Source organism: Streptomyces sp. NPDC005706, from assembly GCF_040631045.1.
Lineage (GTDB): Bacteria > Actinomycetota > Actinomycetes > Streptomycetales > Streptomycetaceae > Streptomyces.
Map to the genome: position 1 here is coordinate 216,442 of NZ_JBEXYS010000001.1, position 15,719 is coordinate 232,160.

The 15,719-nt window shown below is 71.7% G+C and carries 13 protein-coding genes; 4 read left to right on the plus strand and 9 right to left on the minus strand.

The window, feature by feature from the left end; genetic code table 11:
• Positions 1–146: 146 nt before the first annotated feature.
• The 4 genes from ABZ478_RS00980 to ABZ478_RS00995 are packed head-to-tail and all read right to left on the minus strand — an operon-like array spanning position 147 to position 5,808.
• Positions 147–1,307: an acyl-CoA dehydrogenase family protein gene (locus tag ABZ478_RS00980; protein WP_359544386.1), complete on the minus strand. Its 1,161-nt coding sequence runs from the start codon at positions 1,305–1,307 to the stop codon at positions 147–149.
• 5 nt (positions 1,308–1,312) lie between these two features.
• Positions 1,313–2,254: a hydroxymethylglutaryl-CoA lyase gene (locus ABZ478_RS00985; RefSeq protein ID WP_359544387.1), complete on the minus strand. Its 942-nt coding sequence runs from the start codon at positions 2,252–2,254 to the stop codon at positions 1,313–1,315.
• The gene (locus ABZ478_RS00990) at positions 2,255–4,180 is read right to left on the minus strand and encodes an acetyl/propionyl/methylcrotonyl-CoA carboxylase subunit alpha (protein WP_359544388.1); all 1,926 of its coding nucleotides are present in this window, start codon (positions 4,178–4,180) and stop codon (positions 2,255–2,257) included.
• 11 nt (positions 4,181–4,191) lie between these two features.
• A complete protein-coding gene (locus ABZ478_RS00995) occupies positions 4,192–5,808 on the minus strand; it encodes a carboxyl transferase domain-containing protein (RefSeq protein ID WP_359544389.1) in 1,617 nt (538 codons plus the stop codon).
• A 95-nt stretch (positions 5,809–5,903) separates the two neighbouring features.
• Here ABZ478_RS00995 and ABZ478_RS01000 point away from each other — a divergent pair, with 95 nt between their 5' ends.
• The 3 genes from ABZ478_RS01000 to tesB all read left to right on the plus strand — a co-directional run bounded on the left by ABZ478_RS01000 (position 5,904) and on the right by tesB (position 8,703).
• Positions 5,904–6,509 carry a TetR/AcrR family transcriptional regulator gene (locus ABZ478_RS01000; RefSeq protein WP_359544390.1) on the plus strand — a complete coding sequence of 202 codons (606 nt, stop codon included), beginning with the start codon at positions 5,904–5,906 and terminating at the stop codon, positions 6,507–6,509.
• A gap of 135 nt (positions 6,510–6,644) precedes the next feature.
• Positions 6,645–7,802, plus strand: a complete 1,158-nt coding sequence (locus ABZ478_RS01005) for an acyl-CoA dehydrogenase family protein (RefSeq protein ID WP_359544391.1) — start codon at positions 6,645–6,647, stop codon at positions 7,800–7,802.
• A 34-nt stretch (positions 7,803–7,836) separates the two neighbouring features.
• Positions 7,837–8,703 (plus strand): acyl-CoA thioesterase II, encoded by an 867-nt coding sequence (gene tesB / locus ABZ478_RS01010; protein ID WP_359544392.1) that lies wholly within the window; start codon positions 7,837–7,839, stop codon positions 8,701–8,703.
• 71 nt (positions 8,704–8,774) lie between these two features.
• Here tesB and ABZ478_RS01015 read toward each other — a convergent pair whose 3' ends face one another.
• The 3 genes from ABZ478_RS01015 to ABZ478_RS01025 are packed head-to-tail and all read right to left on the minus strand — an operon-like array spanning position 8,775 to position 12,219.
• Positions 8,775–11,063 carry an FtsX-like permease family protein gene (locus tag ABZ478_RS01015; RefSeq protein WP_359544393.1) on the minus strand — a complete coding sequence of 763 codons (2,289 nt, stop codon included), beginning with the start codon at positions 11,061–11,063 and terminating at the stop codon, positions 8,775–8,777.
• On the minus strand, positions 11,060–11,776 hold the full coding sequence (locus ABZ478_RS01020) for an ABC transporter ATP-binding protein (protein WP_359544394.1): 717 nt from the start codon (positions 11,774–11,776) through the stop codon (positions 11,060–11,062). Before ABZ478_RS01020 ends, ABZ478_RS01015 begins: the two co-directional genes overlap by 4 nt.
• Positions 11,777–11,805: 29 nt before the next feature.
• On the minus strand, positions 11,806–12,219 hold the full coding sequence (locus ABZ478_RS01025; protein ID WP_359544395.1) for a hypothetical protein: 414 nt from the start codon (positions 12,217–12,219) through the stop codon (positions 11,806–11,808).
• A 513-nt stretch (positions 12,220–12,732) separates the two neighbouring features.
• Between ABZ478_RS01025 and ABZ478_RS01030 the strand changes: the two genes are divergently transcribed.
• A complete protein-coding gene (locus ABZ478_RS01030) occupies positions 12,733–13,077 on the plus strand; it encodes a hypothetical protein (RefSeq protein ID WP_359544396.1) in 345 nt (114 codons plus the stop codon).
• 76 nt (positions 13,078–13,153) lie between these two features.
• Here ABZ478_RS01030 and ABZ478_RS01035 read toward each other — a convergent pair whose 3' ends face one another.
• Both ABZ478_RS01035 and ABZ478_RS01040 read right to left on the minus strand, forming a co-directional pair.
• Complete coding sequence (locus ABZ478_RS01035) at positions 13,154–13,942, minus strand: phosphatase (RefSeq protein WP_359544397.1); 789 nt, start codon at positions 13,940–13,942, stop codon at positions 13,154–13,156.
• Positions 13,943–14,045: 103 nt separating this feature from the next.
• On the minus strand, positions 14,046–15,623 hold the full coding sequence (locus tag ABZ478_RS01040) for a PucR family transcriptional regulator ligand-binding domain-containing protein (protein ID WP_359544398.1): 1,578 nt from the start codon (positions 15,621–15,623) through the stop codon (positions 14,046–14,048).
• Positions 15,624–15,719 lie beyond the last annotated feature (96 nt).

The window sequence follows — 15,719 nt, forward strand, 5'->3', positions numbered from 1 at the left end:
CGGACAGTTCGAAGGTAGGTTAGCCTAACCTCAGTGAATGTCCAGGGGGCGGGGTCCGACGCCGACACCCCGTCAGCAGCGCGAACGCGGGGCGGCGGACGGATGGATCCGCCCGCCGCCCCGCGTATTCGGCGCAGGGGAACGCCTCAGCCGATCAGGCCCAACTCGCGGGCCACCAGCATCCGCTGCACCTCGCTCGTGCCCTCGCCGATCTCCAGGATCTTGGAGTCGCGCCACATCCGGGCCACCGGGTACTCGTTCATGAAGCCGTAGCCGCCGTGCACCTGCGTGGCGTCGCGGGCGTTGTCCACGGCGACGGTGGAGGAGTACAGCTTGGCCATCGCCGCCTCCTTCTTGAAGGGCTCGCCGGCCACCAGCCGGTAGGCGGCGTCACGCCAGGCCAGCCGGGCCGTGTGGGCCTTCATCTCCATGTCGGCGATCTTGAACTGGATGGCCTGGTTGGCGCCGATCGGCCGGCCGAAGGCGTGGCGTTCCTTCGCGTACTTCACCGACTCGTCCACACAGCCCTGGGCAAGACCGGTGCCGAGCGCCGCGATGGCGATACGGCCCTCGTCGAGGATGCGCAGGAACTGCGCGTAACCCCGGCCCTCCTCGCCGAGCAGGTTGGCGGCGGGCACCCGGACGTCCTGGAAGGACAGTTCGCGGGTGTCGGAGGCGTTCCAGCCGACCTTGGAGTAGGGCGCGGCGACCGTGAAGCCGGGGGTGCCCGACGGGACGATGATGGCCGAGATCAGGGGCTTGCCGTCCGGCTTGCGGCCGGTGACCGCCGTGACCGTGACCAGACCGGTGATGTCGGTGCCCGAGTTGGTGATGAAGCACTTCGTGCCGTTGATCACCCACTCGTCGGTGTCCGGGTCCAGGCGGGCCGTGGTGCGGGTGGCACCGGCGTCGCTGCCCCCGTCCGGCTCGGTCAGGCCGAAGGCGCCCAGGATCTCGCCGGAGCAGAGCCGGGGGAGCCACTCGCGCTTCTGCTCCTCGGTGCCGAAGAGGTGGATCGGCATGGCGCCGAGCGAGACGCCGGCCTCCAGCGTGATGGCCACCGAGGAGTCGACCCGCGCCAGTTCCTCCAGGGCGACGCCGAGGGCCAGGTAGTCACCGCCCATGCCGCCGTGCTCCTCCGGGAACGGCAGCCCGAACAGGCCCATGCGGCCCATCTCGCGGACGATCTCGTACGGGAACTCGTGCCGCTCGTAGAAGTCGCCGATCTTCGGCGCCACCACGTCGTGCGCGAACTCCTCCACCGTGCGGCGGAGTTCCTCCAGCTCGGGGCTGAGACGGTGGTCCATGCTGATCACTGATCCTTGTGGGAGAGAGCGCGGACGGTACGGGACGGGCTCGGCCGGCCCAGCTGTTCGGCCATCCACACGCTGGTGGCGGTCAGACGGCCGAGGTCGACCCCGGTCTCGATGCCGAGGCCGTGCAGCATCCAGACGAGGTCTTCGGTGGCGAGGTTGCCGGTGGCGGACTTCGCGTACGGGCAGCCGCCGAGGCCGCCGGCGGACGCGTCGACCGTGGTCACGCCGTGCTCCAGGGCCGCGTAGGTGTTCGCGAGCGCCTGGCCGTAGGTGTCGTGGAAGTGCACGCCGATCACGTTCGTCGGCACGCCCTCCTCGTTCAGCAGGGCGAGCAGTTCCAGGACGTGGCCCGGAGTGGCGACGCCGATGGTGTCGCCGAGGCTCAGCTCGTCGCAGCCCATGTCGCGCAGTGCCTTGCAGACGCGGGCCACCTGGTGGAGCGGGACGGCTCCCTCCCAGGGGTCGCCGAAGCACATCGACACATAGGCGCGCACCTGCGCGCCGGCGTCCTTGGCCTGCCGCACCACCGGTTCGAACACGGCCAGCGACTCGTCCACGGTGCGGTTGAGATTGGCCTTGGCGAAGGACTCCGTGGCACTGGCGAACACCGCGATCCGGCGGGCGCCGAGCGCCAGGGCCCGGTCCAGGCCGCGCTGGTTCGGCACCAGCACCGGGAGTTCGACGTCGAGGTCCGAGACCAGCGGGAACAGCTGCTCGGCGTCGGCGAGCTGGGGCACCCACTTGGGGTGCACGAAGCTGGTCGCCTCGATCGTCGTCAGGCCCGAGCCGGCCAGGCGGCGGATGAACTCCGCCTTCACCGCCGTCGGCACGGACGTCTTCTCGTTCTGCAGCCCGTCGCGCGCCCCGACCTCGTGGATCCGCACCCGCGCGGGCAGATCCTGGGCCGGTACGACCATGGGCAGCCCCTCGGCGCTCACTTAGGCCTCCTCCTTGGGCGTGATGACGGCCAGCACCTGGTCCATGGCCACCGTCGAGCCCGGGGTCACGTCCAGCTCGGCTACGGTGCCCGCGTGCGGGGCGGAGACGACGTGCTCCATCTTCATCGCCTCGACCACCAGCAGGCTCTGCCCGGCCGCGACCTCGTCGCCGACAGCGACCTTCACCACCGTCACCGTGCCCGGCATGGGCGCGGTGAGCGAGTCGGCACCCGCGTGCGCCGACCGGGTCAGGGCGGCTTCCACCGGGTCGTGGTCGCGGACCTGCCAGGCGTCGCCGTCGCGGCCGATCCAGTCACCGGCCCGGCGGAAGGTGTGCCGGACACCGTCGAGGGTCACGGACACCCGGTCGCCGGTGACGGTGTGTGTGCCGCGCGGGGTGTACGCGACCGCCTCCTGCGTCCGCAGGTGGACGACGGGCCCCTTGGGCGTGCCGCCCAGACGCCAGCCGCTCGGCACCGAGAAGGGGTCGACCCAGCCGTCACCGGCCGGCCGCAGCGCCTGAAGCCGTACGGCCGCCGCCGCCTCGTACACCTCCTCCGGCACGTCCGTGGTGACCAGCTCGTCGACCACCCGCTCCACCAGACCGGTGTCCAGCTCGCCGGCCACCACCGCCGGGTGCGCCAGCAGCCGCCGCAGGAAGCCCGCGTTGGTCTGCACGCCCAGCGTGACCGTCTCGGCGAGCGCGGAGCGGAGCCTGCGCAGCGCCGTCTCCCGGTCCGGGCCGTAGGCGATCACCTTGGACAGCATCGGGTCGTAGAGGCTGCCCACCTCGGTGCCCTCGCTGAGCCCCGAGTCGGTGCGCACGCCGTCGCCCTGCGGCTCGTTCAGCAGCCGCACCGTGCCGCCCGAGGGCAGGAAGCCGCGCGCCGGGTCCTCGGCGCAGATACGGGCCTCCACCGCGTGCCCGGTCAGCCGGACGTCCTCCTGCGCGAAGCCCAGCCGTTCCCCGGCCGCCACCCGCAGCTGCCACTCCACCAGGTCCAGCCCGGTGATGAGCTCCGTGACCGGGTGCTCCACCTGGAGACGGGTGTTCATCTCCATGAAGTAGTACGACGAGGGGTCGCCGCCCGGCACGATGAACTCCACCGTGCCCGCGCCCCGGTAACCGCAACTGTGGGCCGCCTGCACGGCGGCCTCGCCCATCGCGGCCCGGGTGGCCTCGTCGAGGAGCACGCTCGGCGCCTCCTCGATGATCTTCTGGTGCCGCCGCTGCAGCGAGCACTCGCGCTCGCCGAGGTGGACGACGTTGCCGTGCCCGTCGGCCAGCACCTGGATCTCGATGTGCCGGGGACGGTCGACCCACCGCTCCACCAGGAGGGTGTCGTCGCCGAAGGAGGCGCGGGCCTCGCGGCGGGCGGCCGCGATCTCCTCCTCCAGCACGGCGATGTCCCGCACCAGCCGCATGCCCTTGCCGCCGCCGCCCGCCGAGGGCTTGAGCAGCACGGGCGTCCCGATCTCGCGGGCGGCACCGGCCAGTTCGGCGTCCGTGAGGCCGCTGCCGCTGGAGCCCGGCACGACCGGGACCCCGGCCGCCTTCACCGTCTCCTTGGCGCGGATCTTGTCGCCCATGAGCGCGATCGCGTCCGCGGGCGGGCCGATGAAGACCAGCCCCGCCTCCTCGCAGGCACGCGCGAAGCCGGCGTTCTCGGCCAGGAAGCCGTAGCCGGGGTGGACGGCCTGGGCGCCGGTGCGGGCGGCGGCCTCGAGCAGCCGCTCCACCGACAGATAGCTCTCGGCCGCGGGCGCCGGGCCGATCCGTACCGCCGTGTCGGCCTCCCGGACGTGCCGCGCGTCGGCGTCGGCGTCGGAGAAGACCGCCACCGAGCGGACGCCCAGCGAGCGCAGCGTACGGATGACGCGTACGGCGATCTCGCCCCGGTTGGCCACCAGCACTGTGTCGAACACGGTTCCCCTCCTCACATCCGGAAGACGCCGAACTGGGGGTCTCCCAGCGGCGCGTTGGCGCAGGCCGTCAGGGCGAGTCCCAGCACCTGACGGGTCTCCATCGGGTCGATCACGCCGTCGTCCCACAGGCGGGCGGTGGCGTAGTAGGCGTTGCCCTGGTTCTCGTACTGGGCGCGGATCGGGGCCTTGAAGGCCTCTTCCTCCTCGGCGGGCCATTCCTCGCCGCGCGCCTGCATCTGGTCCCGCTTGACCGTGGCGAGCACGGAGGCGGCCTGCTCGCCGCCCATGACGGAGATCTTGGCGTTGGGCCACATCCACAGGAAGCGGGGGGAGTAGGCCCGGCCGCACATCGAGTAGTTGCCGGCGCCGTACGAACCGCCGACGACGACGGTCAGCTTCGGCACGCGCGTGCAGGCCACCGCCGTGACCATCTTGGCGCCGTGCTTGGCGATGCCGCCCGCCTCGTAGTCCCGGCCGACCATGAAGCCGGAGATGTTCTGCAGGAACACCAGCGGGATGCCGCGCTGGTCGCACAGCTCGATGAAGTGGGCGCCCTTCTGGGCGGACTCCGAGAACAGGATGCCGTTGTTGGCGACGATCCCGACCGGGTGGCCGTGGATCCGGGCGAAGCCGGTGATGAGGGTCTGCCCGAACTCGGCCTTGAACTCGGCGAACCGCGAGCCGTCGATCACACGCGCGATGATCTCGCGCACGTCGTAGGGGGTGCGGGAGTCCACGGGGACGGCGCCGTACAGCCCGGCCGGGTCCACCTTGGGCTCCACGGCCGGGGTGACCTCCCAGGGGAGGGACTGCCGGGCGGGCAGCGTGGCGACGATGTTCCGCACGATCCGCAGGGCGTGCGCGTCGTCCTCGGCGAGGTGGTCGGTGACCCCGGAGATCCGGGAGTGCACCTCGCCGCCGCCCAGCTCCTCGGCGGTCACGACCTCGCCGGTGGCCGCCTTCACCAGCGGCGGGCCGCCCAGGAAGATCGTCCCCTGGTTGCGGACGATGACGGCCTCGTCGCTCATCGCCGGTACGTAGGCCCCGCCGGCCGTGCACGAACCGAGGACGGCCGCGATCTGCGGGATGCCGGCGCCGGACATCCGCGCCTGGTTGTAGAAGATCCGCCCGAAGTGCTCACGGTCCGGGAACACCTCGTCCTGCATCGGCAGGAACGCCCCGCCGGAGTCGACCAGGTAGACGCAGGGCAGCCTGTTGTCCAGGGCCACCTCCTGCGCGCGCAGGTGCTTCTTCACCGTCATCGGGTAGTACGTGCCGCCCTTGACGGTGGCGTCGTTCGCGACGATCACGCACTCGCGCCCGCTGACCCGGCCGATACCGGCGATCACGCCCGCGGCCGGTGCCTGCCCGTCATACAGCCCGTCGGCGGCGAGGGGAGCCAGCTCCAGGAAGGGCGATCCCGGGTCGAGCAGCGTGTCCACCCGGTCCCGCGGCAGCAGTTTGCCGCGCGCGGTGTGCCGGGCCCGGGCCTTCTCGCCGCCGCCGAGAGCGGCGGCGGCCAGTTTGCCGCGCAGCTCCCCGACGAGTGCGAGATGAGCCTGTTCATTGGCCCGCCAGGCCTCCGACGCGGGATCGGCCGCGCTGTGAAGCTCCGGTGCCTCTTGCATCCTTGCGGTCCCCTCACCCAGTGGTGACTGTTAATGAGCGTTAACCATTTCCTTCAGGTTAACGACCGCTAACCTCGCTGTCTAGAATTACTGGCATGGTCACCAGAACCGACGCCCCCACCCGCCGCGAGCAGATCCTCAAGGAGGCTGCCCGGCTCTTCGCCGAGCGCGGCTTCCACGGCGTCGGGGTGGACGAGATAGGCGCCGCGGTCGGCATCAGCGGCCCCGGCCTGTACCGCCACTTCCCCGGCAAGGACGCGATGCTCGCGGAGCTGCTGGTCGGCATCAGCGGCCGGCTGCTGACCGGGGCCAAGCTCCGCCTGGCCGAGGCCGACGGGAGGACCGGGGCCCCGGAGGTCCTGGACTCGCTCATCGAGGGGCACATCGACTTCGCCCTCGACGACCGGCCCCTGATCACCCTGCACGACCGCGAGCTGGACCGGCTGCGCGACAGCGACCGCAAGCTGGTGCGGCAGCTCCAGCGGCAGTACGTGGAGCTGTGGGTGGAGGTGGTGCGCGAGGTCTACCCCGGGCTGACCGAGCCCAGCGCCCGCTCGGCGGTCCACTCGGTCTTCGGCCTGCTCAACTCCACCCCGCACCTCGGCCGCGCCGGCACCCTGCCGGGCCGTGCGGCCACGGCGGCCCTGCTGCACCGGATGGCCCGGGGGGCCTTCGGGGCGGCCGGGGCGGCCGAGGGCTGAGCCGGGAGGGCCGCTCCTGACCGCCGGGTGGCCAAGGTCACCCTGGACGGCTGAACGTACCCGCCAGTATCTTGGACTCTGAGCAAGCGCTTAGACATGCCCGAATGTCATGCCGAGGTACGTGGAGGTGGCGGCGTGCGCCGTACGGTGTTCAACGAGGATCACGAGGCGTTCCGGGAGACCCTTCGCGCCTTCATCGAGGCCGAGGTCGTCCCCGTCTACGACGAGTGGTTCGCCGCCGGCCAGGCGCCGCGCGACTTCTACCACAAGCTCGGCGAGCTGGGCATCTTCGGGATCAACGTGCCCGAGGAGTTCGGCGGCGCCGGTCTGGACAGCCACAAGTTCGAGGCCGTCCTCTACGAGGAGACCGCCCGCGCCGGCGTGCAGTTCGGCGGCTCCGGCGTGCACGTGCTGCTCGCCCTGCCGTACATCAAGATGCTGGCCACGGACGAGCAGAAGAAGCGCTACCTGCCGAAGTTCGTCTCCGGCGAGGAGATGTGGGCCATCGCGATGACCGAGCCGGGCACCGGCTCCGACCTCGCGGGCATGAAGTCCACCGCCAAGCTCTCCGAGGACGGCACGCACTACGTCCTCAACGGCGCCAAGACCTTCATCACCGGCGGTGTGCACGCCGACAAGGTCATCGTCTGCGCCCGTACGGCCGCGCCGACCGCCGAGGACCGGCGCCACGGCATCTCCCTGTTCGCCGTGGACACCAAGTCCGAGGGCTACTCCATCGGCCGCAAGCTGGACAAGCTGGGCCTGCGCACCTCCGACACCGCCGAACTGGCCTTCGTCGACGTCAAGGTGCCGGTCGAGGACCTGCTCGGCGAGGAGAACAAGGGCTTCTACTACCTCGGCCACAACCTGGCCTCCGAGCGCTGGGGCATCGCCTTCGGCGCCTACGCCCAGGCCAAGGCCGCCGTCCGGTTCGCCAAGCAGTACGTGCAGGAGCGCACCGTCTTCGGCAAGCCGGTCGCCCACTTCCAGAACACCAAGTTCGAGCTGGCCGCCTGCCAGGCCGAGGTGGACGCCGCCGAAGCCGTCGCCGACCGCGCGACCGAGGCCCTGGACGCCGGTGAGCTGACCCCCGCCGAGGCCGCCTCCGCCAAGCTGTTCTGCACCGAGGTCGCGCACCGCGTCATCGACCGCTGCCTCCAGCTGCACGGCGGCTACGGCTACATGAACGAGTACCCGATCGCCCGCCTGTACGCGGACAATCGCGTCAACCGCATCTACGGCGGCACCAGCGAGATCATGAAGACGATCATCGCCAAGGACATGGGTCTGTAAGGTCCCCGCAATCACTGGCGGGTACAACCACCTCATGAGCCAGGCACTTCAGAACCTCCTCGATCTGCTCGATCTCGAGCAGATCGAGGAGGACATCTTCCGCGGCCGGTCCCGCTCCGCCGTCGTACCCCGCGTCTTCGGCGGGCAGGTCGCGGCGCAGGCGCTGGTCGCCGCCGGGCGTACGGTCCCGGGGGACCGGCAGGCCCACTCCCTGCACGCGTACTTCCTGCGCCCGGGCGACCCCGGCGCGCCGATCGTCTACAGCGTCGACCGCATCCGCGACGGCCGGTCCTTCACCACCCGCCGCGTGGTCGCCGTGCAGCACGGCAAGCCGATCTTCCATCTCTCGGCGTCCTTCCAGACGTACGAGGAGGGGCTCGACCACCAGACCGCCATGCCGGCCGCGCCCGACCCGGCCGCGCTGCCCACGTCCCAGGAGCGGATGCGCGGTTACGGCCATCTCGCGCCCGAGGTCGTGGAGCGCTTCCTCGAGGCCCGCGAGGCGATCGACCTGCGCTATGTGGACGAGCCGCCGTACGGCAGGTTCGGCGAGCCGCGCGAGCCGCACTCCCAGGTGTGGTTCCGCACCAACGGCAAGCTCGACGACGACCCGCTGCTGCACGTCGTACTCGCCACCTACGTCTCCGATATGACCCTCCTCGACTCCGTGCTGCTCGCGCACGGTCGCGGCGGCTGGGCCGTCGGGGACGTCGTCGGGGCGTCGCTGGACCACGCGATGTGGTTCCACCGGCCGTTCCGCGCCGACGAGTGGCTGCTGTACGACCAGGAGTCGCCGTCCGCGCACGGCGGCCGGGGCCTCGGCCAGGCCCGCATCTACACCCAGGACGGACGGCTGGCCATCTCGGTCATCCAGGAGGGCGTGGTCCGCGTCCCGCGCTGAACCCGTCCCGCCGGCAGGCCCGCCCGCGCCCTCGCACCAAGGGGGGCGCGGGCGGGCCTCGCCGCGCCGGGTCAGTCCCGCCGGACGAGTTCCGGATCGATGCGCCGCCCCACCAGCGGCAGCGTGCCCAGCGTCGCGACGACGACCACACCCAGGGCCGCGCACACCAGCACCGGGACCCCGGCGAAGTCCCAGAAGACCGCACCGCCTCCGGTGATCAGATAGCTGGACTCGGCGAGCTTTCCGGTGACCACGGCGAGCGTGAGACCGATGGCGAGCGGCAGCACGACCTGGACGCTCTGCACCGCGCGCAGCGTGCGGCGCCTGGCCCCGATCAGGGTGATGGCGGTGACCTGCGCCCGGCGTTCGACGGCCCGGTCGGTGACGGCGACCAGGAAGGCGGCGACACCGATCACCAGCCCCATGATCATGCCGAGGACCAGCAGCGTCTCGATGACGGCGATCTGCTGCAGGCTGTCGACGTTGACGCCGACCGGCTCTACGGAGACGGTGGGCGCGGCGGCTCCGATGCCGTCCAGGACGGTGCGGACGACGTGCGGGTCGGAGTCGCTGTCCAGGACCAGCGAGCCCGACTGCGGCCGGGCGTGGGCCGGCAGCAGCGAGGGCGGCACGATCACGGACGCGTCGCCGACCACTGAGGGGTCGTACGGGCGCACGACGGTGGCGGCGGACGGGAGCGTGAGCGACAGCGTGAGGTGCCGCTGCCCGTCCCGCAGCCGGAAAGGGAAGGAGGCGCCGGGCCGGATGTCCGGATCGGTGGAGCTGTTCGGATTCACAAGCCGCATGACCCGCCCCTCCTGGCATCCCTCGACGCTCCGTACCAGCCGCGTCAGCTGGGTGCAGGTGGCGATCAGTGCGGTGGCCTGCGGCGGAATGCCGGAATCCGTCGGCTTGCTCCAGGACTCCATCGTCCGAGCGTGCGCCCGTACTCCCGGCACCTCGGTGAGCCGCTCCTGCTGCCTCTCGGAGAGGTCCGTGAGCGGCATGGAGTAGTCCTGCACGGGATTGTTCGGCCTGCTGACCTGTTCGAATTCGATCAGCACACCCTGTGCCAGCGACGCCGCGAACACCAGCAGCACCAGGCCGGTCACGACCCGCATGGCGCTGCCGGGCTCGACCTCGTTGCGGCGCATGGCCAGATTGAGCGTCAGGGACTGGGTGGTGCCGGCCACCTTGCGGGCGAGCAGGTACGACAGCCAGGGCAGAGCCAGTACGAGCCCCATCCCGGTCAGCAGTACTCCGCCCACCAGGAGAATGCCGAAGACACCGTTGCTCGTCGCGGGATGGTCGGTGAGGCCGGTCGCGCAGAAGCCCGTGACGATGCCGAGCCCGGTGACCAGCAACAGGCCGCCCCACTTGGAGGGAGGCTTCGGCACGGCCGTACGGCGCACCGCCAGCGGGTTGGCGGCGGCGCCGCGCGCGCTCGCCCGGCCGACGAACCAGGCGAGGGCCGGGCAGCCGATCAGGCAGACGGCCACGGTGGTCCAGGACAGCGCGCCGTCCGCCGGGTACCAGCGCAACGCGGGCAGGCCGGAGCGGGACATCGCCTGGTTGAGGAGCCAGTACTCGCCGAGCCCGAGCAGGACGCCGAGCAGCGCGGCGGCCACCGTCTCGGCGGCGTTGACGCGCTGGGTGCCCCTGGTGCTCAGGCCCAGCAGCCGCAGCGACGCGAGGCGCCGGGTGCGGCTGGCGGCGGAGAGCCGGGCGCACACCGAAAGGAAGACAGCGAGCGGGAGCAGGACCAGAGTGGCGAGGGCGAAGCGCAGGTTGGTCAGAGTGGAGGGCTCGACGACCGAGACCGGAGCGTAGGAGTAGCCGAAGGACTGCAGGGCCCCGGTGTCCGCGTCGTGGGCGATCTTCGCGCGGGTCGTGCCGACATAGGCGTACAGCTCGTCCGGGTCCGCGAGACCGTGGGCGCCGATCAGGCCCTTCTCCCGGCCCGGCAGCAGCCCCTTGATGCCGGGTTCGGAGTGCAGCAGGTCGTGCAGACGGGGGGAGAGGTACAGCTCGCCGGGGGCCGGGAGCGCGTCGAGGCCGGGCGGCGGCTGCTGGTGCGCGCCGCCGCGGGCGACGAACATCCGGGTGAACGGCCTGGAGCCGTGCGGATCGCGGCGCTCCAGGACGAGCGCCGAGCCTGCCCCTGCCTTGCCCACGGACGTCGTCTGTGGTTCACGGGCCGCGGTCCGTCCGTCGTGCGCGTCCAGGACGGCCGGGATCGTCAGCACCAGGGCCAGACAGCACACGCCGAGGGAACTGCCCGCCGCCATGAGGAAGAAGCGCAGCCGGTTGCCCCGTCCCGCGCCGAACAGCAGCCGTAGTCCGAGTAGGAACTCCCTCATGAGACACCTCGTGGGGAGAGCACGCCGTCGGCCATGGTGTAGTGGCTGTCGGCCCGCGCGGCGACGGCTGGATCGTGCGTCACCAGCACCACGGCGGTGCCCTGGGAGCGCGCCAGGTCGAGGAACTCCCGCAGAACGGCGGCGGCGTTGGCGCTGTCCAGCGACCCGGTGGGTTCGTCGGCGAAGACCACCGCCGGGCGGTGCACCAGGGCACGGGCCACCGCGACGCGCTGACTCTGACCGCCCGACACCTGCGAGGGCCGCCGCTCGCGCAGCTCACCCAGGCCGAGCCGTTCCAGAACCCGGCCGGCTTCCGCCAGGGCGGCCTTCTTGCGCTTCCCGGCCAGGCGCAGCGGCAGCGCCGTGTTCTCCTCGACGGTCAGCTCGGGCAGCAGCTCGCCGTACTGGAAGACGAAGCCGAAGCGCTCGCGGCGCAGCGAACTCATCTCCTCGTCGTCGAGGTCCGCGAGCACCGTCCCGTCGAAGCGCACCCGCCCGCGCGCGGGCGCCAGCACCCCGGCCAGGCAGTACAGCAGCGAGGACTTGCCCGAACCGCTCTGCCCCGTGACGGCCACGACCTCGCCCCGCGCGATCGAGAGATCAACGCCGCGGACGGCGAGGTGATCGCCGTAGGAGAGTTCGACGCCCGAGGCGGAGAGAATGTGTGACGTAGTGATGACTTCCCCCAGAAGCGGGAGGGCCCAGGCTCGCACCTGGGCCCTAAATCTCGCCGGTGTACCGGCTACGGCCGCTTGTAGTGCTTGGTCACGGAGCAGTTGTCCGGGTGGAACGAGCCCTTGTCACGGCAGACGCGTATGTAGGCGTTGACCGTGTAGCGCTCTGCGCCGTCCCAGTTGTAGTTGTCCATGGGGACGGTCTTCTTCTGCTTGCCGTTGTACCGGTTCCAGTCGTAACCCTCGACCTTCACCTGCATGTACACGTTGTGTCCGTCACCGTGGTCGGCGTCCTGGAGCTTGCCCTTCCACTCGAAGGCGCCGTGGTGCTGGCCGGCGGGCCAGAACTTGTACTGGCCGTCGTAGAACTTCGCTCCACCCGTGTGCAGCGTCGGAATCGTGTGCCAAGAGGCTGCGAACGCGGTTCCTGCCCCCGTGGCGAACAGGGCTGCCGTCAGGATGCCCGTTGCCAGTTTCCGCATGTGTTCTCCCGTTTCAGTTGTGTGATTCCTGGTGGTCAGGCCAGGAACTTCTAGAACGTAGCCGCAGGAGTGGTCGGCGCCGGACGAATTTGGGTGAGGTATGGCGGTGTTTGGGGCGGTAGTTCCGGGCATACTTTGCCGTCACCTTGCCTGCCGCTGGGCGGAATATGATCTTCCGAGGTTTTTTGAGGCGGGCGGAAAATAGTTGCCTGCTCAAAATGACGTGTGACGCATGGGGGACTAGGCTCTGAAAGTGAAAGCCGCAGTGCACGGCATGCCCGGCCGGCGAGTGTTCGGATGAGCCCGGACCTCAGCCACGGCACCCGAGGGCGCGATCGCGTACGGGGTGGGCCACAGGCGCCGGCAAGGTGACGCACGTCGTGCCGCATCACATGCTGCGGTGACACCTCTTCGACCGCCCCGCTCTTCCCCCTTGATCCGCGGCGGCGGCCATCCACCCAGGGATGGAAGGTATTTCCCATGCGAGCACAGCGCACGAGGCGCCTTGTCGCCATGTCCGCCACAGGCCTGCTGCTGGCCGGCGGGGCAGCGGTCGGCACGGCGGGCACCGCCTCGGCCTCCGACCACAGCGACCACGGCTCCTACAGCCACAGCCGGGACTGGGGCGGCCACGACCGGGACTGGGGAGACAACGACCACTACAACCACCACAACGGGTGGTGGAACGACGACGATGACGACGACTACGGCGACTACGGTGGCTATGGCGGCGACCACGGCGACCACGGTGGCTATGGCGGCGACCACGGCGGCTACGGTGGCGACCACGGTGGCTACGGCGGCGACCACGGCGGTCACGGCGGCGGCCACGGCGGCGGCGGCCACGGAGGGCGCTGAGCCGACCATCACCTGAGACAAGGATGTGCGGCCCCGTCCACGGAGCCGCACATCCGCCGTTCCCGCCGGACAGGCCCTAGTCGAGACCCGCCGCCGCCAGCAGATACACCGTCATGGGGTCGTAGTGGCGCGGGCTGACGACGTGGTCGTCGAGCGGGACCACCACCTGCACGGTGCCCTCGGACTCGGCGAGGAACAGCGCCGGGTCGTTGCAGTCGGCGTACCCGACGGAGTCGACACCGTGCTGTCCCGCGTACCCGGCCCAGCCGTGGTCGGCGACCACCAGGTCCGGCAGTGGACGCCCCTCGCGCTCAAGTCCGTTCAGAATGGCCCGCATCGGCTCGCCGGAGTGCGTGTGCCACAACGACGCGCCGTGCTCCAGGACGGCCACGTCGGCGAACTGCATGACGTAACCCTCGTCCGTCTGCAGCCCGTCCGGGATGACCACGATCTCGCAGCCGGCGGCGCGCAGCGCCCCGGCCGTGGCCCGGTGCACGTCCAGCAGACCGCCCGGGTGACCGGTGGCGAACAGCACCCGCTGCTGTCCCTCGGCCGCCTTGCGCAGCCGGGCGGCCAGCCGGTCGAGCGCGTCCACGGTCAGCTCGGGGTCGATGGTGTCCTGCCCGAACCGGTACTCCGGGTCGTCGTTGACGCCCACCCGCTCGGCCATCACCGCGAGCACGTCCTGCTCGTCCGCCCAGCGGTCGCCCAGCTCCAGCCCCAGCCAGAAGTTGCGCTCGCCGTTGGCCAGCCGGCGGTAGTGGGAGAGGTTGTTCTCGCGGGGCGTGGCGACGTCCCCCGCGATACGGGTCCTCACCAGGTGGTCGACGAGCTGGGGGCGGCTGGGTGTCCCGGGTATCGGCATGCCTCCCATTGTGAGGGCAGCGGACCGGGCGCGTCCTCGGCATACCGCAGGCTGGGACTCGGATCACTGGGGCTCACCGCAACACCCGGCCCCCGCGCCCCGCTCAGTGCTGCCGCAGCGCGAACCACAGCTCCATGCGCGCGTCCGCGTCGTCGAGGTCGGCGTCCAACAGCGCGGCGCAGCGGGCGATCCGCTGCCGCACCGTGTTGCGGTGCACGTCCAGCGCCACCGCCGTACGGTCCCAACTGCCGTGCAGCGACAGCCAGGTGCGCAGCGTCTCGGCGAGCGCGGGCCGGCCGCCGAGCGGCGCGAGCAGCGCACGGGCGTGCGCCCGGGCGTCCGCGCGGGGCACCAGGTCCGCCAGGCCCGGCCGGGCGCCGTGCCGGACCAGCGGGACGCGGGTGGCGCGGGCGCGGGACAGCGCGCGGGCCGCCTGGGTGTCGGCGGCGGACCACTCGCCGGGTCTGGCCGCCGCGCTGGCCCCGAGGGTCCAGCCCGGCTGCGGCACGGGCTCCCGCTCGGCGGGCACCAGCACCCGTACGACGTCACGGGCCACGTCCACCAGCGGCGATCCGAGAGCGGCGCCCAGTGCGGAGGCGGCCACCGCGTCCGGTGCCTGGGCCTCCGGCCGGGCGTGCACGACGATCCAGTCGCCGTCCCCGAGCAGCGGCGCCACCTCTTCGGGGGACGAGCCGAGCAGCAGCCGCACGAGCGCGGCCGACCGGGCCGCGCCGGACCCGCTCCGCTGCCCGCCGGTCAGCAGGGAGAGCAGTACGGCGGCGACGGAGGCGATCGTGTGGTCCCCGGGGCCGCGCTGCCCGGAGGCCACTGCGAGCACGAACCCCTCGCCGGCTCCGAGGGCGTAGGCGGCGAGGTGGGTGTCACCGAGGGTGTCGGTGGCGGAGGAGGGCACCGGCCGGGGGGACGGGGTGGCGGGGGCGGTGGGTGCGGGTCCGGCGGTGCCGCCGGGCCGCCCGGTGCCGCCGTCGCCCTCCGGGGCGCGTTCCGGCTCCGGGGGCCGCGGGCCGCTCGGCCGGACCACCTCCGCCAGTTCCGCCAGGGCTTCCCGCACCTCGCCGGAGACCGCCCGGCCCGCCTCCGCGACGTCGGCGCCGTCCGGGCCGAGGAGGACCGCGTGGCCGCCCAGGCGCTGGGCGAGCTGGCGCAGCACCGAGGGCACCGGGTCCGGGCGGGAGGCCGCCGCCGCGAGGCTCTGCTGGGCGTCGGTCACCCGGCGCAGCTCGGCCAGCCGGGCCTGTGCCATGAGCTGCCAGACCGCGCGGGCCACGCCCGAGAAGGTGGTCCGGGGCGGGACTTCGAGCAGCGGGAGGTTCCGCGCTTCGCAGGCCTCGATCAGGGCGGGCGGCACGGTGTCGTGCACCGGTGCCAGTCCGAAGCCGAGGGCCGCGCCGCCGGCGGCCACGATCCGGGAGACGTAGTCGTCGAAGTAGGTGCCCGCCTCCGCCGCCTGCGGGATGTGCACCCCGGCCGTCAGCAGCAGCTCGCCGCCCAGCAGATACGGGTACGGATCGGCCATCTCCGAGGTGTGCGCCCCGTGGATCACCAGGGACAGACCGGACGGGCCCGCGATCTGGCGCAGGGCGAGGTCCTCCCGGGACAGCAGGGCCGAGAGCGCGACCGGTGGGGTCGGTGGGACGGCTGGGGCGACCGGTTCCGGCATAGTGTGCGTTCCCTCCATCCAGCCCCGTTCACATGGATGAAACGTACACTTCGCAGTCGCTTTCCGGCCACCTAGTGTCAACTCAGACCGGCAGCC